Origin of the sequence: Paenibacillus sp. 2KB_22 (assembly GCF_052115745.1) — a bacterium.
Lineage (GTDB): Bacteria > Bacillota > Bacilli > Paenibacillales > Paenibacillaceae > Paenibacillus.
On sequence record NZ_JBFRHG010000002.1, the window covers coordinates 727,223 to 751,722 of the forward strand.

Genomic DNA, 24,500 nt, shown 5'->3' on the forward strand with positions numbered 1-24,500 from the left:
TCCGAGCCTTAACATTGTTAAACCATTTCTGCACTACAATCTTATATATTATAGCATATGTTGATCGGGCACGCACTGAATCCTGCTATTCTATTACCCCTGACTTGTCATTTCGAATTGCTTCTTCCAGAGTTCCGTCTCCATCAGATGAAACCAGTCCTTCAATTCCTCTGAAAAGGCCGCACTTTTCCAGTTCCGTAATGTGTCAATCGCATACAGGGGCCACTCCCCACGCCGAATATCAGCAGCAAGCAACAGATGTCGTTTATGCATCCATTCATCTTCTGCCATCACACGCAGCAGCACCTGATCCACGTTGTCCAGAGTACGAAAGCCCAGATCCGCAACAGCTGCCATGTTCTCATAGATTTCAGTGTAACTTGTACCCTTTCCTTTAACTTTGAGGTCCAGTGTCAAAATGGATTGTTTCCATTCCACTCTTGCAATGGGTGTAGATAGTTGCATGGAGCTTAACACATCAACCAGATTGTCATTCGTTAGCTGAACGGGATGATGTGATGCAGAGGCAGGTTGTACGTTTTCCCCGCCCCATGTACGCATATGTAAGGTTTGTATCGCAACAAGCAGAAAGACCGCCGCAACCGTTGCCAGCATTGAAGCAGTAACAATCATCCGCGGATTCATATACGCCTCCTTGCCTTTACCTGTTAGTGTAGTCTGTCCAGTAAAGGCTCATACCTCATTGTACAATGAAAAAAAGCAGGCTATGCCTGCAATCTTCATTTGATTGTATTCAATCTGTCCATTACTCCGATTCAATCTGTCCATGCTTGGTAATCAGCGTGGCTTTGCCCCGGATTTTAATAGCTGAAGTATGGGTGGTAAATTGGGCAAACATCACTTCACCCTTGTCCAATTTCTCGGTGTGGTGAAAACGTGTATCCTGACCTCGGGTTAATCCGATCACCTGGACACCATTTTCCTCTGCCTTAATTACAATATAATCATTGCCGGTTGGATGATCCATCACGCATGTCCCCTTCTTTAGTTCGATAGCGTTAATGATGATTAAGATTGTTTCATTTGTCAACCTGCGCCTTATATGAATTTACCGCAAGAATCAGCTACCCTCGGGTCATACTACAGTTGTACAGCCACAGAAAGGAGAATCTGCATGAAGTACACCCCTGCCGCACTTACAGACGAGCATATTCAACAGTTAAAAGAAATCGAACAGCATCTGTCTGCAGCTGCTGGCGAAGAACTGATTCTCGTTGCTTATACCGGGCAAAAGGATGCTCCTGAGTACTCGGATAGCCACAAGGATCATCGTTAAAGGGCAAAAGAAAAGGCCGTGAACAAGTCACGGTCTTTTTGTCGACATATGGAATATGTAGAAATCTTATTTAATTCCGTCTTTGAGCGCTTTACCTGGTTTGAATGCAGGAATTTTGCTCGCAGGAATTTCGATTTCTTCACCTGTTTGCGGGTTGCGTCCTTTACGTGCAGAGCGCTCGCGAACTTCGAAGTTCCCAAAACCAACCAATTGTACTTTATCTCCGCTTTGAAGAGCCTCAGAGATTGCTTCGAATACGGCATCAACCGCTTTCGTTACATCTTTCTTGGACAATTCAGTTGCTTCAGATACGTGTGTAATCAAGTCTGATTTGTTCATTTGTTTTTCACCTCCTGTATCAATGTCCTGAATGTTATACTGTGTTTCCGTTTTATAGCGAAATATACGTTCATACGCAAAAAATCTACGTACATCTTGAGCGATGAACACAAATCTCCGCCTGCGGTCAACAGTCATTTTCGGCAGAATGTCGTCTGAAACCACGGGCATTTCAGACGCCGAACAAATTTCATACTAATACAGACAGCCCACAATTTCAAGTCCGGTTGCGGTTTAAGACGTAAAATGTAACCGCCAGGGCAAGCACGAGAACCCCACCTTTTACAATATCATGGGTGAAATACTGTACGTTCATCATCGTTAACCCGTTCACAAGAACACCAATCAGAACCGAACCGATGAAGGTTCCGATGACATTCGGTTTACCCGCGCCGAACACAGAGAAACCGACAAATACTGCAGCTACGGATTCCATTAACAACGGAGATCCCGCATCAATTTGCCCAGATCCCACTTTGGAAGCATAGATGATACCACCGATTGCTGCAAACACTCCAGCAGCTACATAAGCGAGTGTACGCACCTTTTTCACCTTGATTCCAGACAAACGTGCAGCTTCCTCATTACCGCCTGTAATGTACATCTGGCGCCCGTATTTCGTATACGTCAAAAAGATATGCACACCTATTACCGCAATAAGCAGCAGGATAACCGATATCGGCATACCGAGCCATTTCCCCTGCCCTATGAGCAGGAATGTCGGGTCCATCTCTCCCGCAGCTTTGCTCCCATCAGGGAACTGCATATGATTGTAAATGGTATATCCCTGTGCATACGTTTTGTGAATACCTCCGATGATGTACATCGTGGCAAGGGTTGCCAGCAAATCCGGAATACGCAATTTTACAATGAGCAAAGCGTTCAATAAACCAATAACAGCCCCGATAATCAGTGGCACGATAATTACAATCGCCAGTGGTTGTTGATACCAAATCATTAACGAAGCAGTAACGACGGTGGTCAATGAGACAGTCGCCCCTACCGAGAGATCAAATCCATCAACAATGAGAGATAACGTAACACCGATCGCTACAAACGTAACGATAGAGATCGAGCCCAAAATATCGGTCAAGTTACTGTACGTAAAGAAATAAGGCAATTTAATGCCGAAAAATGCGATAACACCTATAATGACTATAATCGCCCCGTAACGGAACGCAAAATCCAGTGATTTATCCTTCATGATTGCACCTCTTGTCCACCGCTTGCATAGTATAGCAGCTGTTCTTGATTAGTCTCGCCTCGTTTGAACTCTTTCACGATAACACCCTCGCACATGACAGCGATTCGGTCGCCAATTCCCATGCCTTCATCCAGTTCACAGGTGAAATAGATGACGCCCTTGCCGGCCAAAGCCAGTTCATTGATGATGCGGAAAATGTCACTTTTCGCCCCAATATCTACGCCTTTGGTTGGCTCATCAAATATAAATACGTCGGCATCCGCATTAAGCCATTTACCAATGGCCACCTTCTGCTGATTACCACCGCTTAGATATTTCACTTCCTGCTTCACTGACGATGTTTTAATCCCAAGCTGTTTCACCAATGACTCCGCATTCAGACGTTCCCGTTTGCGGCTTACGAAACCTAATGTACTGAGACGGCTTAGCAAAGGCAGACTTAGATTCCGTTCCACGTTCTCCTGAATCAGGATTCCTTGTTTACGTCGCTCCTCCGGTACAGAAACAATCCCCAGAGCCGCCGCATCCGCAGGCTGAGACAGACGGAGATTACGGTTGTTAAGCCGGATCTCGCCTCCCTCCAGCCGATCTGCACCAATCAGCAAACGAGAGCTTTCCGTTTTACCCGCTCCTACCAGACCTACCACAGCGAGGACTTCACCTCGGCGTACAGAAAGGTCGACACCTTTGACTTTCACTCCACGACGAAGTCCACGCGCTTCCAACAGCAGCTCCCCCACGGGTGCTTCCGTCTTAGGAAACTCTTCTTCAAATGGTTTGCCTAACATCTGAGTAACCAAATCATTGATTGTCAGTCCCTTTGCTTCACCGGTAAATACATGTTGTCCATCCCTCATAACCGTAACGCGATCACAGTGACCCGTCACTTCAGCAAGACGATGGGTAATGAAAATGCAGGCTACGCCCCGTTCCTTCAACAGATGAACAATTCGGAAAAATGCATCCGTTTCTTCCTGACTCAGCGGTGCAGTAGGTTCGTCAAAAATGATGACCTTGGCATCCTGAATCAAAATCCGCGCCAGCAGTATCATCTGTTTTTCTGCAAGCGTCAGATCAGCCACTTTTTGGTGAACGGATATGTCCGCCCCTAATTGTTTCAACGCCTCAACCGCACGCTGTTGTAGCTTCCGAGGACTTTTCCACCAACCCCCGGCAGGTGAAGCCAGCTGATCCAACATAATGTTCTCCGCAGCCGTCAGCTGTGGCACCAGTGCCGCATCCACTTCCTGATAGACACAGTGAATCCCGCTTGCCTTCGCGTCTCCCGGAGAACTTAAATGAAGCGCTTGTCCACTCAGCTGAATCGTACCCTGATCCAGTGGGTAAGCACCGGACAAAATCTTCATTAACGTGCTCTTCCCGGCACCATTGGCACCCAGCAGCGCATGAATCTCCCCGCCTTTTACAGAGAAATCCACATCCTTCAGTGCAGGTATACCTGAAAACTGCTTGTGGATGTGTTCCATTTGAAGCAGAATCGGTGCAGTGCTCATGATGTTAACCTCCAATCGTTCCCTTCCGGGAGCATCCCTTTTTTCATCCAGACCATACATATCTTCATTATGTTTGAAAAAAGCGCGCCTTGCGGCGCGCTTCCCATACGCTGCTTATTTAGCAGTAATTCCGTATTCGCTCATCCAGTCTTTGATTCCTTGTGTGCTGCCACCCCATCCTTCAACAAACTCTGACAGCTCCGAAGTGGAGATTTGTTTATCTGGCAGAGCTTCACGTTGAACATAGACCGGGTTAAGCACAACTGAATCTTCTGTCTCGTCCCCGTTCAGTTTCTGATAAGCATAACGTACTTGGACGCGACCAATATCCGTTGGATCAACAGCAGCAGAAGCAACCCAAGGATTTTTCGGGTCCTGAATCATTTGCAGATCCTCGTCACTCATATCGATACCATACACTTTGATCTCGTCACGTCCAGCTTGTTGAATCGCACGCGCTGCACCTTTGGCGAACTCATCCCATGCAGTCCATACAGCTGTAATCTCACCTTTTGGATATTGCTTGAGAATAGCTTCCATTTTGGCTTGAGTATCCAGCGCCGGGTTCTGTGCAGAACCGAATGTAGCTATTTCCTTGATGTCCGGATTTGCTTTCATGAATTCACCGTATGCTATCTGACGGCGTTCCATCGGTGCAAAACCAGCTACCCATACTTTGACAATATTTCCTTGTCCATTGATATCTTTTTTCATTTGCTCCAGTGTCAGCTCAGCCATCTTCTGGTCATCCTGTGACAGGACTGTAGCTCCCGGAACGCTAATAGCTGCGTCGAATACAACTACTGGGATGTTCTGTTCTACTGCCTTTTTCACGCCTGGCTCTAATAGGGAATCGCCGTGATCCGTGAGAATGGCATCGAATTTCTGGTTAATTGCGCTATCAAGCAAGGATACCATCTTCGCTTTGTCATTATCGGCAACAAACGTCGTCAGTTCTCCACCGAATTTTTCGATTTCTTCTTTGACACCTTGTACATATTGCTGCGAGAAGGTACCTGTATTAAATTCCATAATAAGTGCAATTCGTTTACCGCTTAGAGGGCCTGTAACTGCTTCCGTTTTTGGCGTATCATCTGATGCACCTGAAGCTGGAGTTGCTGCCGGTTCTTTTTTGATTCCGCAAGCGGACAGCGCCAATGTAAATACTAATAACACACTCAACCATACCCATTTTGTCTCTTTTCTTTTCATCTCTGCCTCCCCCTGTCCACTCTCTGTGATCTCGATCACAATAGTTGAATATTAATATAACGGCTAATCCCTAGTATGTAAATGGGTTTTAGCAATTTAAAGCTAAAAATCGCTAAGTTTTTTCGAAAGTACTATTCTTCTCATCCATTTCATCCAAAATAAAGAAATCACATAAAAAAGACCGCAAGGGAATACCCCTTACGGTCTTTTGGCGTCTTACAGAATGATAGCGATCAAGCCACCTGAACCTTCGTTAATGATTCTTCCCAGCGTCTCTTGCAGTTTGTATCTTGCATTATCCGGCATCATAGCAATCTTGCCCTGAATCCCTTCTCGCACGATAGAGTGCAGTGAACGGCCGAACATATCTGAATCCCATACCTTGATCGGATCGTTCTCGAAGTCCTGCATCAGGTATCTCACTAGTTCCTCACTTTGCTTCTCCGTACCGATAATTGGAGCGAACTCCGATTCCACATCGACCCGGATCATATGAATGGACGGTGCCGTAGCTTTCAGGCGTACGCCAAATTTGGTGCCCTGACGAATGAGCTCAGGTTCATCCAGGGCCATCTCGGCGAGAGATGGAGCAGCAATGCCGTATCCGGTCGTTTTGACCATCTCCAGCGCTTCTGCGAAGCGGTCGTATTCTCTCTTCGCATGCGAGAATTCCTGCATCAATTGCAGCAGATGATCCTTACCGCGAATCTCGATGCCAACCACTTCCACGAGAATCTGATCATACAGTTCATCCGGCGCATACAGGTCAATTTCGGCTACACCCTGCCCCATGTTCATACCACTCAGGCCTGCGCGATCAATGAATTCATATTCCATGAACTGAGCGACAACCCGATCCACATCACGAAGTCTGCGAATATCCTTCACGGTATCCCGTACAGAATTTTCGTAGTTGCTGCGCAGCCAGTGAGTCTCGTTCAGTACCATAACCCAGCTCGGCAAGTTTACATTCACTTCATGCACAGGGAACTCATAGAGCACTTCACGAAGTACACCCGTCACATCATCTTCTGTCATCGTGGCTGCACTAAGTGTCATGACCGGAATGTCGTATTTGGCCGCAAGCTCACTACGCAATTGCAGGGCTTCTTCACTGCGTGGGCGAGTGGAGTTGATGACCAGGACAAACGGTTTACCGACTTCTTTCAATTCCGCAATAACCCGTTCTTCGGATTCCACATAGGAACTGCGGGCAATTTCGGCAATAGTGCCATCTGTTGTGACCACAACACCCAGTGTAGAATGCTCCTGAATGACTTTGCGAGTCCCAATCTCTGCGGCTTCCTGGAACGGAATAGGCTCTTCGAACCAAGGTGTGGAGATCATGCGCGGACCATTCTCATCCTCGTACCCCTTGGCTCCTTCCACCGCGTAACCCACACAATCCACCAAACGTACATTGACATCCAGCCCTTCGGCCACCTTGATCTGGACTGCGTTATTCGGTACAAATTTTGGCTCGGTTGTCATGATGGTTTTGCCTGCCGCACTTTGTGGAAGTTCATCCACTGCACGGGCACGATCAGCCTCGCTTGTGATGTTAGGCAATACGATCGTTTCCATGAATCGTTTAATAAATGTTGATTTACCCGTCCGGACTGCGCCGACAACCCCGAGATAAATATCCCCTCCGGTCCGCTCAGCTATGTCCTTAAAAATGTCCACTTTCTCCAATGAAATCCCCTCCCTAAATTACTCCGAAGGAAAAATGCTAAAGAGCATCCGCTTCGTTTTTTCAATCAGAAGACTGAAATCCCTGCAACGGTAGAGCCGCCTTTGTGAGTGCCCGGAAGTCGTCCGCCGCCGAACGTTGCATTCTGATGAAACCGGCGAGAGCGGCGTTAACTCGTACATGCAATTGGACTAGTATCATCTTATGTATCCGTATGCGGCAATATGACGCGTAATTTTGTTTTTTTTATCTTATGGTGATGACATTAGGAGAATCCCCCGATCTCGGACTGCGCGTCTTTATTTCAATCTACTTTATGTGATCCGTGAAGCTTTTATGACGGTTATTGCTCATACGGACAAAAGAAAAAAGAGATATTCCTGATTTGGAATATCTCTTTTTGAACCATTAGAAGCATGGGGGGCATACAGTTAGACCATATGAATGGCAACCAGGCTTATTTTATTGGCTGTGCAACTGGTGCATTATTTTGCCAAGTGTATAAAACAGATTTTACAGGTACGAAGTAGGAGTGCTCCAACAGAAAATCCCGAACATCTTCAGTCTCTGCTGGAGACATATCAGACTTTTCCACTGCCTGCATAATGTCAAAAGCATAATCTACATAGACCTTGCCTTCGTCATCCATCATAAAAGGTAATGCCTGACCTGAATATACACTGTTCAATGTAATGGAAGGAGTGCCTGCCTGTGCAGCCTGAACCATATCCACAGCATATAACCCCGGATACAGTTCTTCCCCGCTCGGCAGCTTATTGTTATGTACGGACTTATATTGATTAACCATTCGCTGCACATCGTTGACTTTCTGAACGGTCAGGAGGTCCATCACTTTAACGGTGGGATTCACTTCTTCATCCTGGATAAGGAAGTAAGCGCTACCACCACTTTCAAAAGCGGTTCCCGGTATTTCATCCAGATACCCTAGCTGCTTCAACTTGGGCAGATCCACTCTAAATTTTTCATATTTTGGCGTTTCCATATCTGCATTGATGATTGGTAGAATCCCCTCATCTTGCTGGAATGCATCAACCGCACTCTGGATACGGCTCACGCTTTCCCGATAGGCTATTTTAGGGTCCGAATTGCTCTTCGATGGATACATACAACCACTTGCTGTAAAAGCAAACAACAGGAATAACAGCAGACCGCTCATCTGATGCATCAGACGCTGCCGTCCGCTTCCTTCAACACATTTTGGCTTGTTCCTAATCATCCGTGTCCTCCTAGAATAACGCTTATCTCAGAACCAGTCGTCTTCCTGTTGCTGACGTTCCAGTTGTTTCCGTATGGCTGCCTTCAGCGGGTCCTCTGGAACATGAACCGATAGAGAACCACACACCTTGGCCTGACAGGACAGTCGTGTACCTGCTTCCAACAATGAACCCAGCTTGCGCTTTTCTGCATCCGTTGGCGGATACAGTTCCGCCCGATATTCTTCGTCTACGTTCACCTTGCACATCAAGCAAGCCGCTTTACCATCACATCGGGTCGTAATCTTGACTCCGGCACGTCGTGCTGCATGCAGAAGTGTTGCCCCTGGTTTGAGCACGATTGATTTGTTCATGGGTAAAAAAGTAACTTTGTAGTCCATTATGTTCCTCCCTACTGTGACCATGCAAAGCCAACAAGTTCTTCCACTTCGGCTCTGAAGCGGCTTGTCCATACATTCTGTTGACTTAAAAGCATCATTATAGGTTGATGGGCATGTGGTTGCTGTCGCATCTGTGACGCAATGGGTACATAACGATCTTCTCGACCTCGCAGCATATTAAACAACAGCTCATGCGCAAGCGGCATCAGTCGCAGGGTATATGAACCCACTTGTGCTACTGGTGCATGCGGAGCAAGTACATGTTCAATCTCAATACGGTACCAACTTTTGCGAGCCCATATTTCGAAGCCACCAACCAGTTCCAGCGCACATTCACCAACCTGATAGTGGCTTAGCAGAGAAGCATAAGGTCCTGTTTTATCCACTGTAGGCTCGTCAAGGATTTCCCCTGGAGCACTACGGTGAAGTTCCTTAGCAGCAGCAACATCCGCATAAATATCAATATCTCTGGGAGCCTGTTGCAACTCTACTCCCTGAAGCAGCAAACCACAGCTTCCTCCAAGTAACCATGTCTGTGGCTGTGTGTTCCAGGCTTTGGCCGTTTCCAGCAAAGCCGCGTGTAATTCCGGATAACGCTCTGTCCGACCCTCCGTATCATGCGGCCCCATAGGCTCACACTCCCCTCATCCGTGTTCATTGTGTCAGTTCTTATGATGTGCTTATGCGGATGTTAACCTTCAGGCATAGGAAATCAGGTCAGAGAAGCGATTCCACCGAAAAAGCCAATCAGCATAATCAAAAATGCAATTAAGGAAAGAATTCCCCGTACAATACCTTTTGTTTTGGCACGAGCAAACGTAATCAGGAATACAGATAGTCCCATAATGAGGATGGCGACCAATGACAGCCACATCTTGTCCATTGCGCTCATAATCCAGCAGTCTCCCCTTCAGTCCGATATTCATCACTGACACTGTGACAATTGCAACCATTATAACACGAAATTCAGCTCAACTTTCCAAAAAAAAGACAAAAAAGCAAGCCGACAGGAGCCGACTCGTCTTTTTGTCTTACTGGATCACCTGCACAAGCAGGTGTGATCTATTATTTTTTCATCATCATTTTCATTAACGATTCCATACTGCTCGGATTCAATCCGCTTTTCTTGACCGCACTCACAATATCCTTAACCGTATCCTCAGATACCGGAACTTTCGCCATGGCGGATACTTGTTTGATCAGTTGGCGCAACTGAGCTTCATTCTGAATCGTCGTTGGTTTCACCGTGCTTGCCAATTTCTTGACGGCACCTTCTGTGATCGTTTTACCCGTTTTCTTGTTGATTGCATTCAGCGCATCTTTGGAAATGTTGTTACCCATTCGTCTCCCCTCCTCCGGCAATACTCATGTGTATAGTATGAGTCCGCAACAGAAAAGGTGAATAAGCTTCTCATTTCACAAATAGGTTTAGGCTGATTACAATCAGGAATGCCATTGCTCCCAGGTTTCGAGCTTCATGACTTCCATTTCAGTCTTCGGGTCACGTCCCATCAAGGCTTCAACTGCATCACGCGGCTGTCTCTCCTGGAATAAAACATGATACAACTGATCCGCAATCGGCATTTGCACACCATATTTTTGCGAGATGAAATAGGCAGCTTGCGTAGTTCGAATGCCTTCTACCACCATGCCCATGGACTTCAGAACATCATCCAGCTTCTGTCCCTGGCCCAACATCGAACCTGCTCTCCAGTTCCGGCTATGCTGACTTGTAGCCGTTACAACCAGATCTCCGATTCCGGCAAGTCCCGAAAACGTTAGCGGATTCGCTCCCATCTCTACACCAATACGTGTGATCTCTGCCAGACCACGTGTTAGCAAAGCGGCTTTGGCATTATCACCAAATTGAAGACCATCGGACATTCCTGCACCAAGAGCAATGATGTTTTTGAATGCGCCTGCCAGCTCAACACCGAGCATATCCCGATTCGTATAAACCCGGAAATAGGCATTCATAAACAAAGCTTGAGCAGCCTCGGCAGATGACTTATCCAATGAAGCTACAACCACAGTAGTCGGACAACGCTTCACCACTTCTTCCGCATGGCTTGGGCCAGAAAGAACAATAACACGGCCTTCTTCACATTCAAGTTCTTCTGAAATGACTGTGGACATCCGTTTGAGGCTTTCTGTCTCAAAACCTTTGGTTGCATGAATGACTAACATCTCAGGCTTATAATAAGCCTTAAGCTGGTTCGTAACTGCACGCATGGCTGAAGAAGGCGCAACAATTAACACAGCTATAGCGCCTTCTACAGCAGTTTCCATATCACTTGTTGCTTGAATTCGTGGTGAAAGCTCCGCATCCGGAAGATAGCGAGCATTGGTGTGCTTGCTATTGATTTCATTAGCCTGGTCTTCACCACGTGTCCACATCATCACGTCCAACTGATTGGCGGCAAGTACACTGGCCAGAGCCGTTCCCCAGCTCCCAGCGACCAGAACAGCAACTTTTTTAGACAACTCGTTTACCCCCTCCAGGGTTTTTCGATCCCAATTTATTTTCCTGTCCTTTGGCGAGCTTCGCAATATTGGTACGATGTCTCCAGAACGCAAACAGACAAATAATTAGACTCCCCCAGAAGATATTCATTGAATATCCGGGTAATACCAAGATAAAGATGGGTGTAAATGCTACAAAAATCAGAGACCCCAATGAAACATAGCGGGTCAATACAATAGACAGAATAGCGATCACCCCAGCACATAACGCAGGTAGGAAAGCAAGACTCACCAGAACACCAATGGCCGTGGCAATCCCTTTTCCTCCACGAAAATGGAAGTAAAGAGGCCAGTTATGTCCTGCAATAGCTGCTATACCACAGAGTGCAGGAATCCAGGCAGAACCGTCACTCAGCCAGATTCCAATCCATACAGCTGCAACACCCTTAAGTACATCAAGTAGCAGAACAGCGATTGCCGGTCCTTTACCCAAAATACGCAACGTATTGGTAGCTCCTGCGTTTCCGCTTCCGTGCTGACGAATATCGATCCCCCGTATCGCTTTTGCAAGGAGGACACTAAAGCTGATCGAACCGAGCAGATAACTCAGCACAATCGCTGAGATTTGTAAAATCACACACTTCTCCCCTAACCTTCGTCGGACTTCCTCCGAGTAAATATACGGATTGGTGTACCTTCAAAGTTAAACGCTGCACGGATTTTGTTCTCCAGATAGCGCTCGTATGAGAAGTGCATCAATTCCGGATCGTTCACAAAAACAACCATGGTCGGTGGCTTAACGGCAACCTGAGTCACATAGTTGATTCTCATTCTCCGTCCTTTATCTGTTGGCGGAGGGTTAATAGCTACCGCATCCGATACGACATCGTTAAGCAGATGCGTCTGAACACGCAACGAGTGTTGTTCCGCTACATGTTTTACAACCGGCAATAATTTTTGTAAGCGTTGTTTTGTCAGGGCTGACAAAAATACGACTGGAGCATACGTCATAAACAGGAAGTGATCCCGAATTTTCGTCTCAAACTCTTTCATCGTTTTGTCATGCTTCTCGACTACATCCCATTTGTTCACGACAAACAAAGACGCCTTGCCCGCTTCAAATGCATATCCAGCAATATGCTTGTCCTGCTCAATAATACCTTCTTCACCATTAATGACAATCAGAACGACATCCGCACGCTCGATCGCACGCATAGCACGCATTACGCTGTATTTCTCAGTTGTTTCATATACTTTACCACGCTTACGCATACCTGCTGTATCAATCAGCACGTAACGTTGGCCGTCTTTTTCAAAAGGTGTATCAATCGCATCCCGGGTCGTTCCAGCCACATCACTTACAATGACACGCTCTTCCCCCAGAATAGCGTTCACCAGTGAAGATTTACCCACATTAGGACGTCCGATCAGAGCTACACGAATGACATCTTCATCGTAAGTCTCTTCCTCAAGTTCTGGCAACTTCTCCACAATAGCATCAAGCAAATCACCTACACCTGTACCGTGACTTCCGGATACGCCGATGGGATCACCGAAACCGAATCCATAAAACTCATAAATGAGCTCACTTCGTCCGATATTATCCACTTTGTTGACAGCTACAACAATAGGCTTGCCTGAGCGGTAAAGCATTTCTGCTACCTCTTCATCCGATTGCGTAATACCTGCTTTTGCATCACACATGAATACAATAACATCCGCTTCTTCAATAGCGAGCTCTGCTTGCATCCGAATCGATTTTAAGATTACATCTTCACCATCAATTTCGATACCACCTGTATCAATAATACTAAATGGTTTACCGTTCCATTCACCGATTCCATATATACGGTCACGGGTAATGCCCGGCTTGTCTTCCACAATGGCCAGTCTGTCGCCGATGATCCGATTGAAAATGGTGGATTTACCCACGTTCGGTCGTCCGACAATTGCCACAACGGGTCTTGCCATACAGTCCACTCCTCCTGTCCATACTTACGATAATCATCATAGCAAAAAAGATAAGTCTTGGCTAACGTTTCATGCCAAATTACTTGCAATAAAAACAATCGGCGAACCCGCCTAGGGCTCGCCGATCTTGCTTTTATTATTCAGCAAAATATGCAGTATATAACTTAGAACCATGCATTGTTAACTTATTTGAATTTGCTGAGTTTGTCACCAAACAGTTCGCCGAGCGTAGTGCTCATACCTTGATTGTTCAAGGAAACGTTTGGATTGTTGATTTCTTCACGTGGAGCGTTGTTTCTTGCTGGACGCTCTGATTTTTGTGGTTGAGCAGGAGCTTCTTCAGTTTCTTTGATGCTCAAGCTTACACGTTGCTCAGAAGGGTTCATGTCCAAGATTTTAACTTGAACTTCCTGTCCTTCTTTCAGCACTTCATGAGGAGTGCCGATGTGTTTGTGGGAGATTTGCGAAATATGCACAAGTCCCTCAACACCAGGAGCGATTTCAACAAATGCACCGAAGTCGACCAGACGTTTTACAACACCTGTTACGATATCGCTGGAATTGAATTTTTCGCTTGCAGTTTCCCAAGGACCTGGTTGAACTGCTTTCATGCTCAGGCTGATTTTGCCTTTTTCAGGGTCAACTTTCAGCACTTTCACACTAACTTTATCGCCTTCAGACAGAACGTCGGATGGTTTTTCAACGTGTGTCCAAGCCAGCTCGGATACGTGAACCAAACCGTCAACTCCGCCCACATCAACAAATGCGCCGAATTGAGTCAAACGTTGTACTGTACCTTCGATCACTTGACCTTCTTGCAAACCAGCCATAACCGTTGCTTTGTTTGCTTCGAATTCTTGCTCCAGTACGTCTTTTTGGGAAAGGATCACTTTGTTGTTCTCACGGTCGATCTCTTTCACTTTAACACGCAGTGTGCGTCCTTTGTAGTCGCTGAAGTCTTCAACGAAATGGCGTTCAACCATGGATGCCGGGATAAATCCACGTACGCCCACGTCTGCTACCAGACCACCTTTAACAACATCACCTACAACAACTTCGAATACGTCTTGGTCTTCAAAATGCTTTTGCAATTGATCCCAAGCGTTTTCGCTGTCGATTGCACGTTTGGACAAAACGAGTTTTTCTTTCTCGTCGTCGATGCTAAGAACTTTAGCTTCAACTTCTTGTCCAACTTCTACTGCATCAGACGCGCTGTCCACATGTAATGAAGACAGTTCACGAATTGGAATGACACCGTCATATTTATATCCAATGCTCACATAGGCTTGGTTATCTTCCAATTTGACGATGGTTCCTTTTACGGTATCTCCTTTTTTCAAGGAAACGAATTGATCCAACTCATCTTGGGTTGCTTCTTGATTTTTCATTTCTTCCGACATGTCAAATACCCTCCTCAATTCAAAAACCCCATTATATTCAAACCTGCCTGTAGCAGAGTTCAAAACACTTTCATCACTGAGTACTCAAGCTTTAGTCTCCCTCAAAAATATGGAAACATGCACTCAGCTACCGACGAAGCCATTACTTGCTTGGCACGCCCGTTTGCACCATTTCATTAATCTTGGACATAATCTTTTCAGTCGCCTTCTCCAGAGCTTCTCCGGAGGGGTCTTCCTTGAACTCGTCCAAACTTACTGGTGCTCCATATACAACTTTCATCTTACGAAAAACTTTGTAGTTACCGATAATAGCAGTAGGAATAACTGTAGCGCCACTACGGAGAGCAAAACTCGCTGCTCCTTTTTTGCCGATACCTCCATCATTGTGACGGCTTCCCGAGGGGAAGATCCCAAGCACTTGACCATCACGCAAAATATTGAGTGAGGTTTTGATGGATTCCTTGCTGACACCTCCACGTTTAACAGGGAAAGCGCCCACGGCTTTGATAATTCGGCCGAGTACCGGAATTTCAAACAATTCGCTTTTGGCCATGAAACGCACCTGACGGCGAATTTTGATACCAACAGTTGGAGGATCGAAATTACTAATATGATTGGAACATAAAAGTACGCCGCCTTCTTCCGGAATATTCTCCCGTCCAACGGCCTCCAAGCGGAAAAGAATGGTGTAAATGATCCGCAGTAATGTGCTGCAAAATGTGTAAATCATAGACCGATCTCTCCTCTGACCATTGTGCAATAAGATACGATTTTGTCAACCACTTCATGAATGTTCATCTTTGTTGTATCCAGGACGATAGCATCCTCAGCACAACGCAGTGGGGAAATTTCCCGATTCTCATCCAATCTGTCACGGGTGGCAATGTCTCGCTCCAGCTGTTGCAACGTCAGTCCTTCAGAGGGGTCCAGTTCTTTGAAGCGGCGAAGCGCACGCTCCTCCACACTGGCAGTCATAAAGATTTTCACTTCCGCATCGGGCAATACTGTCGTTCCGATATCGCGTCCATCCATAACGACGCCCTTGCGCAAAGCCATTTGCCGCTGAGTATCCACTAATTGCGTACGCAGCCCCTCGATTTGCGCATATCGGGACACGATTCCCGTCACTTCACGGGAGCGGATTTCCGAGGTTACTTCTTCCCCATTACAGAACACTTTCTGTCCGTCGGGATCCGGTTGTAAATCAATGACCAGCTTTTGGGCTTCCTGAAGTACCTGTGTCACTTCTTCTGGCGCAATATCTTTCCGAAGCATGTGCAAGGTTACCGCACGGTACATTGCGCCTGTATCGACGTATACATACGCGAGCGCCTCTGCAACCAATCGGGCCACCGTGCTTTTCCCGGCACCGGCAGGTCCGTCAATTGCAACGTTCATTTTCCCGTTCTCTGATGTGTTCTGGCTTGCCAACGGGGCATTCCTCCTCAAACGATAAACCTCAATAAAAAAACAGGCATTGCCTGCATCGTGAAAATTATACCACACTCTACACATGGATGCAAAAACAGACAAATCAACGCTGCTCGTACTCATTAACCGTTTGCAATTGAATTGGCGTTCCTTCCAGACGGTCAATCGTGGTCAAATTCTTTTTGAAGTCTGGTACCAACAGCAGTAATTGATACACCACAAGCAGGATCAAAAGGGCTGTAATCAGAATCGTAACCCTTCGTTCCATTCGTCTGGAGAAAACATAATAAAGTCGTTCATATCTGCGGGTTGCATGACGATGATCCATGGCAATTCCTCCGTTTTTTACATTACGGTGCCCGCAGTTCCCTCTATTTATGCCACAACATTCCTATTTCGTGCGATAGTCCAGTTGCCGTTCGAAACAAAACTTGATAATTTTCTGGCGCTCCGAATCTGAGATCTGCACAAATTTCAGCATGCATAGCTGTCTGCCGGTTTCCAGGGTTTTGATCCGCACAACTTCAGCTTCAAAATTCACATGTTCAATGATTGAATTCCGGTAGGGAACAAGCAACCAGCATTTCAATTTTTGACCTTCAGCTATTGAAAACCCTGTTTCGCCGTAGATGGACAATCCACCGCCACCAATATCTTCAGTCAATCCGACGGCACGGGTCAGATCTTCACTCTGGATGGCCAATTCGAGGTTTGCATGAACACGAAGAAAGCTACGACGTTGTATTTTGGAAATATCACTCGGAAGAGGTTTACGGATACGAACAAGACGAACCACATCTTCTTCAAATCCTGTAACAAAGGTATTAAAATAATGCCGGACTCCATCCTCCGTAATATATGAAATAGACAATTCCTCTCCGAAAAAGAGCCTTTTCAGACGGCTGCTTCCTTGTTGCATCGGGACCTCGATCAGAAAACTGCTTTCATCCATATCTGCAATGCGTGATTTGTACTCTTTGTGTTCCTCTTTTTCATCTGCAGAAGCAATCTGGATGTATAAAATTTCATTTATTTTAGGAAACAAGCTGTTCACCGCCACTTTATGTATTTATCTTCGTATGTACAAGGACTATTATACCATGACCTTTCTCACATTGAACAAGAAAAAAACAGACCACATCGTGGTCTGCCGCAATTATTCGCTCAACTTAAAATTGAGATTATCCATCTTTTTATGAGGTTGCATTGACGGGTTTGATCTCTTCTACCGCTTCTTCTATTCCTGTATTCGCATTAATGTATATCCGGTAACGAGAACCGTTAATTTTCCCTCCGAATTCATAACACAATACTTCTTTGCTGTAATCATTCTCAATCAGGGATTTGCGTACATAATTTTCTTCAAAGTCCGAGTTGAGTTTTTGACGTGCCTGTTGCTCCGTAAGTGTTGCTTTCGGAATTTTGCGCTTGTCATTATGTTCGTAGACAAAGTCACTCGCCTGAAATCCGGTTACTTCTCCTGTGTCCAGTCCTACACGAACTGACATTTTCTCAGGATAGATCAGGGTGTCCCCTTGCTTACGCACATAAGTAAGGTTACCCAAATTACCAAATTCATCGTAATTGACGGCCTTCATATCTTTGTAGCCTTTATTCGTTAGAAATTGATCTGCTTTTGCCATGGCATCCTGACGAGATACTTTTTTGGTTCCAATCGGACGTGTATCACTGTAAGAGATAAGCATCCCCCCATTACGGGTGAAATCCATCATCAGTTTGCCATTGTTGGCATGATCGACCGTCGCAGTATACGATTCCCAGTCTGTTCCTTTACCGTTTTCCTGCACTTTGATTTTGCTGCTGTCCGCATCAGAGAATTTTGCAGCCTTGCTCTGAATCTGTTCTTTGGTCACCGGCATGCCGTCCAGTTTCTTGACTGTTCGTTTTGCATAGATATTGGATACGGAAGGACCCCAATCAAGCTCCGGGTATTCCTGCACCTTTTTGTTCACAGTACGAAAACCATCAACGATCGTGTTATCCATTGTTTGTTCTTGTGTTGCCATGGCAGTCTCCGCGTCCATCCAGCGCAAACGGTCCGTCAGAACTTTCTGCTGTACATCCTGCAGATTCTTGGTGATTTCGGATGAATTCTGATACAGCTTTTTCAAGTTGCCCATTTCCTTCTCACTTAGCGGTTCGTTCGTCAAGTCACGCATCGACGCCCGATAGGCAAAGTTGGAAATACGAGATAGAAATTCCTCTGTCTCGTTAAATGGCAGCATGGTGAGTGGCAGTTGGTTAATCTCATTCTGCGCTTCACTGGTGAGTCGCCATACATTCATCAAACCTTTGCGATGCATCCCCTGCGATGTGGAATGAACTGCCAAAGTGTTGCCAATCTCCGAATGCAATTTATCCATATGAAAAGATAAATCGTGAAAGGCACGCTGATATTGATTCTCTGCCTTGATCAGAATTGCATTCTTCTCCTGGTTCTCCTGATAGCCCCACACGAGCGCACCGACCAGCAGAACCGCAAATATCGGAAACATAACTGAACTTAAACGTTTATACATCGGTAGAGTCTCCTTTCTTCTAAACCACTACCTCTATTGTGGATCGAAGAAAGATCTCTTATGCATGCGATTTCCAGTCCTTACACAAGCAGGCTGCTGAAGTACCGTCTGGGTCCTCCTTTTAATTCAACTGAACCCCAGTAACCATGCCCTCTTCTTCAATTTCGAACTGGTCTCTGTTATCACAGAGGCACTGCTTGAATCCCGTCTCGATCCGGCCCCGTTCCTTTTTGCCCCGTAATGTAAAACGTTCACCGCATTGTTTACATCTGATTTTAATTTTAATTCTCATCACAGTTGATCTCCGTTTCTATTGGTCATTCCCCGGGAGTTTATCCGTAAAAAACAAAAACACACCGGAGCCATAGGCGCAATATGCGCTTTATGTCCACCAGTGTGTCCGAATTTTTATAATTTAACCTCTTCCTCCCGCTTCACAAAACGAAAAGGAGAACGGTTATTGGCACGTGTGATTTTACCCATCGCCCCATACCACAGGCCCGCCATTAGCGGCGCTATAAACCACAACCAATGATTCACCATGGTGTTCATGATGACATCGTACAATGCATGCCAGAAAAAAGGTAACACAAGGGAAAGAACCAGGTACCACCGCTTTTTCTTGCCACCGATAAACTTGGCTTTGCCCATGTAATAGCCCATGATTACCGCAAACATAGCATGCCCTGAAACAGGGAGCAGCGCCCGGAGGAACATGGCTGAGACGGATGCATTCCCCGCAAAGGCATACAACACGTTCTCAACTGTGGCAAATCCAAGTGAAACAGCAACTGCATATAAGATCCCGTCATACGGTTCATCAAATTCGGTGTGATTGTAGATGATATGATAAAGCACGAACCATTTGACGAATTCTTCCACGCCACCTGAGATCACAATGGCCTCAAGATAAGGATTATCCCCGAGCCACATCATCATGCCACGCTGAATAATCATCACAGGCAATACCATCAGAATCCCCATGAGGAAAACTCGCAGTACCATATGAAGTGGCTCATAATCATAACGGTCTTTCAGGTAAAAGTATGTTAACAAGGCGAGACCCGGAGCAACTGCTGCCGCTAAGACCGAAAACAAAAGCACCGAAATTCCCTCCTCTGACTAAAGACGCGATTACAACTAGAGATTAATCCTGGCGTTTGAAGTGGGTGCAGATAACATCAATCGCTTGTGCAGGAATAACAACCTTACCATACTCTTCCATAACTGCAGGAGTCACTGAGGAGCCTTCGCCAAATTCAGCAAGCAAGGCAATCAATGCCGCATGTTTGGTGGAATCAACCTCATCTGGCTCCAAATGCAAGAACCACTTGTCTTTATAAGAATAAAGTCTCCCAGCATCCGTAACATGCTGACGCAACATATGTGCAGCTTCAATGAGCACTTCAAAGTCCTTGAACGCATAAACGATGGAATCGCTTTGCTCGAGTGTAACTTCCATTTCATATACTTCTTCAGGAAGATCATCTTCATGACCTGAACCATATTGTTGCGGATCATATTTCCCACGTGTGACAATGACAACCATCCCTTGAGCGGGAAGTGCGAATACTTCGACAGCGAGTGGACCTGTGGCATCAAATCCAAGTTCGGAATAGGCCTGATCCATCATTTCAGTGAACAGTTCATGAACCTTAGGTATTTCCTGCCACATATCTTCTTTTTGTATTCCGCGCTCGCTCAGATCGTCAAAGGTCAGGAAAATCCGTATCTTATCGTGACTTAGTCGTTCTATTTTCATACAGGATCTCCCCTTTATAAGCAAGTCTTATAACAGATTATGAAGCACAAAACAATATGTGCTGAAAATAAATCTATGTAGTTATGTTATCATTTTATACCTCTAAATGCACGAAGTAAAATCGACAAAAAAAGAATCATTCCACAGCCAATCCAGACTGTGGATGATTCTAATTGGAGGTTTTGGTTTATAAACCCGGTACTGTTGTGTTTGTTTGGCTTAAAATTTGCTCAACTTCATGCTTCACATCCGGATTAGTGCGAATAAAATCTTTGAGCATGCTCATATTCGCTTCTTTTTCCTGCGGTGTGATCGCTCTTGCGCTCTTTGCCACTGGACTTTTGTGTGATTCACCATGTTGATTTTGCTTGCTTGTGAACCCATCCATACCCGGGAAAGTCATCTCCATCATCTTATGTTTTGCCTGATCCATCATGTTTCGTGATGAACCCGATGACATCATGGGCAATTTGCCTTTGGACAGCCATGAACTGGCTGCAACACCAATCACAATGCCCCAAAAAAAGGATGACGTCTTCATTACACCAACCTCCTTCAAGTGTTAAAATCATATTTAGTGTTTGCGGTAGTGAGCAATCTCATTCCGTATAAATACAGGAAAGCGAGTTGAAATCATGTTTAGACATACAGCCTCACTGATTATTGCTGCAAGTTTGCTGCTGTCAGCCTGTGGGGTAGCCGAAGAAAAAACATCAGAAAATCCCACACCAGCGGGCAAACCCACCACGATTCAAGAAGAGCAAAGTAATTCTAACCCAACTGAAACAGGAGAACCCGGAACCAGTGACCCAGAATCTTCAACGAACGATACAACTGTGACAGAAGAAGAACCTGAATCTTCGGGGAAGGTTTCTACAGAAGAGAAAGTGGAAAAGACGTATCATATGAATGAAAATTATTATATTAAACCGAACGATGATACAAGCCAAAGCAAAGTGGTCTTGTTAACTTTTGATGACGGACCCAAAGAAGAAAAAATGATTACTTCACTAATCGACACTTTAGATAAACACAACGCCAAAGCGATATTTTTCGTCAATGGATATCGGGTGAAAAGTCACCCGGAATTGCTCAAACTCATCCATGAGCGGGGTCAGATTGTAGGCAATCATGCCTGGGATCATGAGGATCTCAAAAAAATGTCTAACGCTGAAGCGGCAAAACAGGTTACAGATGTCCAAAAAATAGTGAGGGATACCATTGGTGAGGAACCGCAATTTTTCCGTCCACCTTTTGGATCGGGTAATGATGCACTGAAGGCTACTGTGAAGAAAAATGGCATGTTATATATGACATGGTCTAATGGTTCCCTTGATTGGGATAAAAGCACCAAAGACAAACCGGAAAAAGTCATTCAAAATGTACTGGACCAGTTAAATCCAGGAAGCAATATTTTAATGCATGAATTGCCATGGACGGTTGAAGCATTGGATGAGTTACTGACCAAGCTCGAAAAGAAAGGCTACTCCTTTGTTGATCCGCGTGCAATAGAATTGGAAGCTCGTTAAATCCTTATTTCTCGCATCAAAAGTTAAACAGCCTTGATCCAATGGATCAAGGCTGTTTCTCTGTGAGTGCTTTTTCCGCGGGCACTCTTAATGTGATGATATGCATCTCCGCAGGACAACCTAGTCGGAGAGGAAGATGATTCGTACCGTATCCTCTGCTGACCAGCATTTTGCCTTCTTGATGAACGTCCTCCGGATTGCGCTTCAGGGAGTACCACCCATTCGATATGGGACGATACGCTTTACTAAGGAACACAGGTCCGAAAAATGGTAATACCAATTGTCCGCCATGTGTGTGACCACTTAAAATAAGATCTGCATTCTGTTCCAAACGAAGGGCCTGCAAAGGATCATGAATGATCGCAATTTTGCAAAAACTATCGCCGATCTGCTGTAGCAATTCATCACCCTGTTTGGAACGATAATCTATACCGATCAGGCTCAATCGTTCGTTGCCCCGTTGCAGATATTCCACATTATCCTGCAGGAGCTGAACGCCCGATTCCTGAAGAATTCGAGCAAGTTGAGCGGTACCAGCTCGCTTGTCATGGTTGCCATACACCGTAAAAGAAGGAGCAATGTTCGATAAGAGTTTCATATTATGTCTAACCAGAGACCATGAGATCCCTTTTTCCGCAACGTCTCCACCGATTAGAACCCAGTCCACTTTGTTTTTAAAGTTTTCCAGATCCTTCTGCTTTAGCTTGCGCTTATGAGTGTCGGATACGTACAAAATCATGGCCCCGTCAAAGGATGTTGGCAGATGAGGAACTTCAACCTCTTCTTCAATCATTTGATGAGCATGGGCTTCACGCCACATATGAAAGAGAAGCAAAACTCCCATCAAAATGACTAATCCTGCAAGTAATAACATTACCACGGCAAGGGAAGGAACGTGTTCAGAGCGGGGGCCCCTTTTACTCCCCACCAAACCAGGCTAATCGTTAACATGACAAAAATAAAAATGAGTGAATTGACAAACCTCTTGCTCAATTTTAAACGACGTGAAGGATGTAATTCTGTCCGTGTAGGAAGCGAACCCGCTTCGGGGATCGATTCTTCTGTTGATTTTGGCGTTTTTTTGGAGCGTGATGGTGCCCTTTGAGGAAGTACTGGACTTTCCAGTTTTTCTGTATAAGGCTTGCGCTGTGATCTAGGTAAAGTAACGGAAGTAATTGGTGTAATTCCGCCAACCTCAGCAGCTGCTGCTGTCTCAGCAACTATGCTTACTTGAGAAGCCACCTCTCGCTCGGATGTCTCTTTTTTATCCGATTGACGATGGCGCTGACTGCCATATGTCTTCATTCTACTTAATGGCTGATTCATGATCCCCTCCGAAAACGTATCGCTAATCCGGACACCAAATCAATAATAAAATGACATAATATAGGCGCCCATAATGTGCCGGATTGCATGTAAATCCAACCCAATCCATAACTTGAGACAAACACCCAGCCTGTTGGAATCCAGTGACGCAGATAACGAATGTGGATAACTGCAAATAAAATACTTGTCCAGTAAGGACCGATGGCATGTTGGATGGCTCCACGGAATAATAATTCCTCACACACAGCAACAATGGCTGCTATACATACAATGTGCCAGATCGGACGCCCACGGAACAGCATCTCGTTAATTCCACCGTCATCCATGCTTTCCTGAGGTATAACATACGACAGTACCAAGTCCATAACAAGCATAATGCCAGCAAGACCAAGACCCCACCATACAAATTGGTAATTGTCAGGCCATGCGAGTACATCTAACAAGTTTCGTTTTTGCAACAAGATCCACACAACTCCGATAATCAGTGTCAGACCTTGTGTAAAGTATAGATTGATTAAAAGCAAACGCTCGGTAAGCTGCTGTGGCTCAGCCTTCTGAATCTTGAACTTGGGAAACTTGAATTTTTTCATCGGATGCGTCTGTCCTCTTGAGTTAAATTTGATGGATAACAATTACGTTGTCCAATCGGATAGTATACTAAATGATAGCCAAAAAACCAAATAGGTTCAAGGCCTGCCCCAAGTCCTGGTTTTGTGTCAGTGCCATTACTTCATTAAAGCAGTAAAATCCGGTTCATCAAACAGCTTATATTCCATCTTCTTGTTGTAGGTACAGTAAGGATTGTATTGCTTATGGTGACTTTGTTTACGTATGAACTGAAAGACATCTGCAAAACAATTTAAAACATTTAAGCCTATTGACATGCTCATGTCAGCCATGATACATTATGAAAAAATTAGTCACGTTAAACACGATGATGGAAAAAAGACGTTGCTTCGTCTTACAGAGAGCCGATGGTTGGTGTGAATCGGTGGCAGGCAAATGGTCTTGAGCGCTCCTGAGTTATTGCATTGAAATTGGAGTAGGTGCAATCGGTTTAGACCCGTTATCCTCTTCGGTCTTCATTGACCGCTAAGACTGTCGTTGCGAAACGGCGGTGAATTAGGGTGGTACCACGACAACTCTCGTCCCTTATTGCGCAAGCAGTATGTGGATTGAGAGTTTTTTGATTTATTTTAAAGGA

General features: G+C 45.4%; 30 protein-coding genes and 1 other annotated feature. Of the genes, 2 read left to right on the forward strand and 28 right to left on the reverse strand.

Going from position 1 to position 24,500, the window contains the following annotated elements; genetic code table 11:
• Window positions 1–93: 93 nt before the first annotated feature.
• Both AB4111_RS14170 and mtrB read right to left on the reverse strand, forming a co-directional pair.
• Window positions 94–645 (reverse strand): hypothetical protein, encoded by a 552-nt coding sequence (locus tag AB4111_RS14170; protein ID WP_442032107.1) that lies wholly within the window; start codon window positions 643–645, stop codon window positions 94–96.
• 121 nt (window positions 646–766) lie between these two features.
• The gene (gene mtrB / locus AB4111_RS14175) at window positions 767–988 is read right to left on the reverse strand and encodes a trp RNA-binding attenuation protein MtrB (protein ID WP_017687697.1); all 222 of its coding nucleotides are present in this window, start codon (window positions 986–988) and stop codon (window positions 767–769) included.
• A 147-nt stretch (window positions 989–1,135) separates the two neighbouring features.
• Between mtrB and AB4111_RS14180 the strand changes: the two genes are divergently transcribed.
• Window positions 1,136–1,297 carry a hypothetical protein gene (locus AB4111_RS14180; RefSeq protein WP_442032108.1) on the forward strand — a complete coding sequence of 54 codons (162 nt, stop codon included), beginning with the start codon at window positions 1,136–1,138 and terminating at the stop codon, window positions 1,295–1,297.
• Between the two features lie 66 nt (window positions 1,298–1,363).
• Here the strand turns inward: AB4111_RS14180 and AB4111_RS14185 are convergent, their stop codons facing one another.
• The 23 genes from AB4111_RS14185 to AB4111_RS14295 form a co-directional block, all read right to left on the reverse strand.
• Entirely contained in the window at window positions 1,364–1,636 is a 273-nt protein-coding gene (locus AB4111_RS14185; RefSeq protein WP_024630670.1) for an HU family DNA-binding protein, read from the reverse strand.
• Window positions 1,637–1,853: 217 nt separating this feature from the next.
• Window positions 1,854–2,840, reverse strand: a complete 987-nt coding sequence (locus AB4111_RS14190; protein ID WP_062835197.1) for an ABC transporter permease — start codon at window positions 2,838–2,840, stop codon at window positions 1,854–1,856.
• Window positions 2,837–4,354 carry a sugar ABC transporter ATP-binding protein gene (locus AB4111_RS14195; protein ID WP_253438629.1) on the reverse strand — a complete coding sequence of 506 codons (1,518 nt, stop codon included), beginning with the start codon at window positions 4,352–4,354 and terminating at the stop codon, window positions 2,837–2,839. Before AB4111_RS14195 ends, AB4111_RS14190 begins: the two co-directional genes overlap by 4 nt.
• A 114-nt stretch (window positions 4,355–4,468) precedes the next feature.
• On the reverse strand, window positions 4,469–5,566 hold the full coding sequence (locus tag AB4111_RS14200; RefSeq protein ID WP_442032109.1) for a sugar ABC transporter substrate-binding protein: 1,098 nt from the start codon (window positions 5,564–5,566) through the stop codon (window positions 4,469–4,471).
• Between the two features lie 216 nt (window positions 5,567–5,782).
• Window positions 5,783–7,261, reverse strand: a complete 1,479-nt coding sequence (spoIVA, locus tag AB4111_RS14205) for a stage IV sporulation protein A (protein ID WP_091018048.1) — start codon at window positions 7,259–7,261, stop codon at window positions 5,783–5,785.
• A 455-nt stretch (window positions 7,262–7,716) separates the two neighbouring features.
• On the reverse strand, window positions 7,717–8,496 hold the full coding sequence (locus AB4111_RS14210) for a hypothetical protein (RefSeq protein ID WP_442032110.1): 780 nt from the start codon (window positions 8,494–8,496) through the stop codon (window positions 7,717–7,719).
• A gap of 27 nt (window positions 8,497–8,523) precedes the next feature.
• Window positions 8,524–8,874 (reverse strand): 2Fe-2S iron-sulfur cluster-binding protein, encoded by a 351-nt coding sequence (locus tag AB4111_RS14215; protein WP_442032111.1) that lies wholly within the window; start codon window positions 8,872–8,874, stop codon window positions 8,524–8,526.
• Window positions 8,875–8,885: 11 nt separating this feature from the next.
• Window positions 8,886–9,503, reverse strand: a complete 618-nt coding sequence (locus AB4111_RS14220; RefSeq protein ID WP_442032112.1) for a hypothetical protein — start codon at window positions 9,501–9,503, stop codon at window positions 8,886–8,888.
• Window positions 9,504–9,586: 83 nt separating this feature from the next.
• Complete coding sequence (locus AB4111_RS14225; protein ID WP_017687688.1) at window positions 9,587–9,766, reverse strand: DUF2768 family protein; 180 nt, start codon at window positions 9,764–9,766, stop codon at window positions 9,587–9,589.
• Window positions 9,767–9,939: 173 nt separating this feature from the next.
• Window positions 9,940–10,215 carry a stage VI sporulation protein F gene (locus AB4111_RS14230; protein ID WP_017687687.1) on the reverse strand — a complete coding sequence of 92 codons (276 nt, stop codon included), beginning with the start codon at window positions 10,213–10,215 and terminating at the stop codon, window positions 9,940–9,942.
• 102 nt (window positions 10,216–10,317) lie between these two features.
• Window positions 10,318–11,358: an NAD(P)H-dependent glycerol-3-phosphate dehydrogenase gene (locus AB4111_RS14235; RefSeq protein WP_442032113.1), complete on the reverse strand. Its 1,041-nt coding sequence runs from the start codon at window positions 11,356–11,358 to the stop codon at window positions 10,318–10,320.
• Window positions 11,351–11,974: a glycerol-3-phosphate 1-O-acyltransferase PlsY gene (gene plsY, locus AB4111_RS14240; RefSeq protein WP_442032114.1), complete on the reverse strand. Its 624-nt coding sequence runs from the start codon at window positions 11,972–11,974 to the stop codon at window positions 11,351–11,353. Before plsY ends, AB4111_RS14235 begins: the two co-directional genes overlap by 8 nt.
• Before the next feature lie 11 nt (window positions 11,975–11,985).
• Window positions 11,986–13,308, reverse strand: coding sequence for a ribosome biogenesis GTPase Der (gene der / locus AB4111_RS14245; RefSeq protein WP_253438644.1), 1,323 nt, complete (start codon window positions 13,306–13,308; stop codon window positions 11,986–11,988).
• A 185-nt stretch (window positions 13,309–13,493) separates the two neighbouring features.
• Window positions 13,494–14,708 (reverse strand): 30S ribosomal protein S1, encoded by a 1,215-nt coding sequence (gene rpsA, locus AB4111_RS14250; RefSeq protein WP_062835205.1) that lies wholly within the window; start codon window positions 14,706–14,708, stop codon window positions 13,494–13,496.
• Window positions 14,709–14,850: 142 nt separating this feature from the next.
• Window positions 14,851–15,438, reverse strand: a complete 588-nt coding sequence (locus AB4111_RS14255; RefSeq protein WP_339235244.1) for a lysophospholipid acyltransferase family protein — start codon at window positions 15,436–15,438, stop codon at window positions 14,851–14,853.
• On the reverse strand, window positions 15,435–16,139 hold the full coding sequence (gene cmk, locus AB4111_RS14260) for a (d)CMP kinase (RefSeq protein ID WP_339235246.1): 705 nt from the start codon (window positions 16,137–16,139) through the stop codon (window positions 15,435–15,437). Before cmk ends, AB4111_RS14255 begins: the two co-directional genes overlap by 4 nt.
• A 103-nt stretch (window positions 16,140–16,242) precedes the next feature.
• Complete coding sequence (locus AB4111_RS14265) at window positions 16,243–16,467, reverse strand: hypothetical protein (RefSeq protein ID WP_442032115.1); 225 nt, start codon at window positions 16,465–16,467, stop codon at window positions 16,243–16,245.
• Window positions 16,468–16,530: 63 nt separating this feature from the next.
• Window positions 16,531–17,184 carry a flagellar brake protein gene (locus tag AB4111_RS14270; protein ID WP_442032116.1) on the reverse strand — a complete coding sequence of 218 codons (654 nt, stop codon included), beginning with the start codon at window positions 17,182–17,184 and terminating at the stop codon, window positions 16,531–16,533.
• A gap of 148 nt (window positions 17,185–17,332) precedes the next feature.
• A complete protein-coding gene (gene ypeB, locus AB4111_RS14275) occupies window positions 17,333–18,679 on the reverse strand; it encodes a germination protein YpeB (protein ID WP_253438652.1) in 1,347 nt (448 codons plus the stop codon).
• Between the two features lie 121 nt (window positions 18,680–18,800).
• A complete protein-coding gene (locus AB4111_RS14280) occupies window positions 18,801–18,971 on the reverse strand; it encodes a hypothetical protein (RefSeq protein ID WP_253438655.1) in 171 nt (56 codons plus the stop codon).
• Between the two features lie 116 nt (window positions 18,972–19,087).
• Window positions 19,088–19,783: a glutamic-type intramembrane protease PrsW gene (gene prsW / locus AB4111_RS14285; protein WP_442032117.1), complete on the reverse strand. Its 696-nt coding sequence runs from the start codon at window positions 19,781–19,783 to the stop codon at window positions 19,088–19,090.
• Window positions 19,784–19,826: 43 nt separating this feature from the next.
• A complete protein-coding gene (locus AB4111_RS14290; RefSeq protein ID WP_076209900.1) occupies window positions 19,827–20,441 on the reverse strand; it encodes a genetic competence negative regulator in 615 nt (204 codons plus the stop codon).
• Window positions 20,442–20,628: 187 nt separating this feature from the next.
• A complete protein-coding gene (locus AB4111_RS14295) occupies window positions 20,629–20,982 on the reverse strand; it encodes a hypothetical protein (protein WP_442032118.1) in 354 nt (117 codons plus the stop codon).
• Between the two features lie 94 nt (window positions 20,983–21,076).
• On the opposite strand from AB4111_RS14295, the gene AB4111_RS14300 reads away from it, so the two are divergent.
• Complete coding sequence (locus tag AB4111_RS14300) at window positions 21,077–21,970, forward strand: polysaccharide deacetylase family protein (RefSeq protein ID WP_442032119.1); 894 nt, start codon at window positions 21,077–21,079, stop codon at window positions 21,968–21,970.
• Window positions 21,971–22,016: 46 nt separating this feature from the next.
• Here AB4111_RS14300 and AB4111_RS14305 read toward each other — a convergent pair whose 3' ends face one another.
• Genes AB4111_RS14305 through AB4111_RS14315 form a run of 3 tightly spaced genes read right to left on the reverse strand, consistent with a single transcriptional unit; the run spans window position 22,017 to window position 23,886 of the window.
• Window positions 22,017–22,814 carry a metallophosphoesterase gene (locus AB4111_RS14305; RefSeq protein ID WP_442032769.1) on the reverse strand — a complete coding sequence of 266 codons (798 nt, stop codon included), beginning with the start codon at window positions 22,812–22,814 and terminating at the stop codon, window positions 22,017–22,019.
• Window positions 22,815–22,843: 29 nt separating this feature from the next.
• The gene (locus AB4111_RS14310; RefSeq protein WP_442032120.1) at window positions 22,844–23,296 is read right to left on the reverse strand and encodes a hypothetical protein; all 453 of its coding nucleotides are present in this window, start codon (window positions 23,294–23,296) and stop codon (window positions 22,844–22,846) included.
• Complete coding sequence (locus AB4111_RS14315; RefSeq protein ID WP_253438667.1) at window positions 23,293–23,886, reverse strand: CPBP family intramembrane glutamic endopeptidase; 594 nt, start codon at window positions 23,884–23,886, stop codon at window positions 23,293–23,295. Before AB4111_RS14315 ends, AB4111_RS14310 begins: the two co-directional genes overlap by 4 nt.
• A gap of 335 nt (window positions 23,887–24,221) precedes the next feature.
• Window positions 24,222–24,452 (forward strand) — a binding site (T-box leader).
• The last annotated feature ends 48 nt before the right edge of the window (window positions 24,453–24,500 follow it).

Coding starts and splice junctions, on each gene's coding strand:
- AB4111_RS14295 (WP_442032118.1), bottom strand. CDS start 20,982: ATGAAGACGTCATCCTTTTTTTGGGGCATTGTGATTGGTGTTGCAGCC.
- AB4111_RS14300 (WP_442032119.1), top strand. CDS start 21,077: ATGTTTAGACATACAGCCTCACTGATTATTGCTGCAAGTTTGCTGCTG.
- AB4111_RS14230 (WP_017687687.1), bottom strand. CDS start 10,215: ATGGGTAACAACATTTCCAAAGATGCGCTGAATGCAATCAACAAGAAA.
- AB4111_RS14280 (WP_253438655.1), bottom strand. CDS start 18,971: ATGAGAATTAAAATTAAAATCAGATGTAAACAATGCGGTGAACGTTTT.
- AB4111_RS14210 (WP_442032110.1), bottom strand. CDS start 8,496: ATGATTAGGAACAAGCCAAAATGTGTTGAAGGAAGCGGACGGCAGCGT.
- AB4111_RS14220 (WP_442032112.1), bottom strand. CDS start 9,503: ATGGGGCCGCATGATACGGAGGGTCGGACAGAGCGTTATCCGGAATTA.
- AB4111_RS14305 (WP_442032769.1), bottom strand. CDS start 22,814: ATGGGAGTTTTGCTTCTCTTTCATATGTGGCGTGAAGCCCATGCTCAT.
- AB4111_RS14225 (WP_017687688.1), bottom strand. CDS start 9,766: ATGAGCGCAATGGACAAGATGTGGCTGTCATTGGTCGCCATCCTCATT.
- mtrB (WP_017687697.1), bottom strand. CDS start 988: ATGGATCATCCAACCGGCAATGATTATATTGTAATTAAGGCAGAGGAA.
- der (WP_253438644.1), bottom strand. CDS start 13,308: ATGGCAAGACCCGTTGTGGCAATTGTCGGACGACCGAACGTGGGTAAA.
- AB4111_RS14190 (WP_062835197.1), bottom strand. CDS start 2,840: ATGAAGGATAAATCACTGGATTTTGCGTTCCGTTACGGGGCGATTATA.
- AB4111_RS14195 (WP_253438629.1), bottom strand. CDS start 4,354: ATGAGCACTGCACCGATTCTGCTTCAAATGGAACACATCCACAAGCAG.
- AB4111_RS14200 (WP_442032109.1), bottom strand. CDS start 5,566: ATGAAAAGAAAAGAGACAAAATGGGTATGGTTGAGTGTGTTATTAGTA.
- AB4111_RS14290 (WP_076209900.1), bottom strand. CDS start 20,441: ATGAAAATAGAACGACTAAGTCACGATAAGATACGGATTTTCCTGACC.
- AB4111_RS14310 (WP_442032120.1), bottom strand. CDS start 23,296: ATGAATCAGCCATTAAGTAGAATGAAGACATATGGCAGTCAGCGCCAT.
- AB4111_RS14315 (WP_253438667.1), bottom strand. CDS start 23,886: ATGAAAAAATTCAAGTTTCCCAAGTTCAAGATTCAGAAGGCTGAGCCA.
- AB4111_RS14215 (WP_442032111.1), bottom strand. CDS start 8,874: ATGGACTACAAAGTTACTTTTTTACCCATGAACAAATCAATCGTGCTC.
- ypeB (WP_253438652.1), bottom strand. CDS start 18,679: ATGTATAAACGTTTAAGTTCAGTTATGTTTCCGATATTTGCGGTTCTG.
- AB4111_RS14170 (WP_442032107.1), bottom strand. CDS start 645: ATGAATCCGCGGATGATTGTTACTGCTTCAATGCTGGCAACGGTTGCG.
- AB4111_RS14255 (WP_339235244.1), bottom strand. CDS start 15,438: ATGATTTACACATTTTGCAGCACATTACTGCGGATCATTTACACCATT.
- AB4111_RS14180 (WP_442032108.1), top strand. CDS start 1,136: ATGAAGTACACCCCTGCCGCACTTACAGACGAGCATATTCAACAGTTA.
- rpsA (WP_062835205.1), bottom strand. CDS start 14,708: ATGTCGGAAGAAATGAAAAATCAAGAAGCAACCCAAGATGAGTTGGAT.
- AB4111_RS14185 (WP_024630670.1), bottom strand. CDS start 1,636: ATGAACAAATCAGACTTGATTACACACGTATCTGAAGCAACTGAATTG.
- AB4111_RS14265 (WP_442032115.1), bottom strand. CDS start 16,467: ATGGATCATCGTCATGCAACCCGCAGATATGAACGACTTTATTATGTT.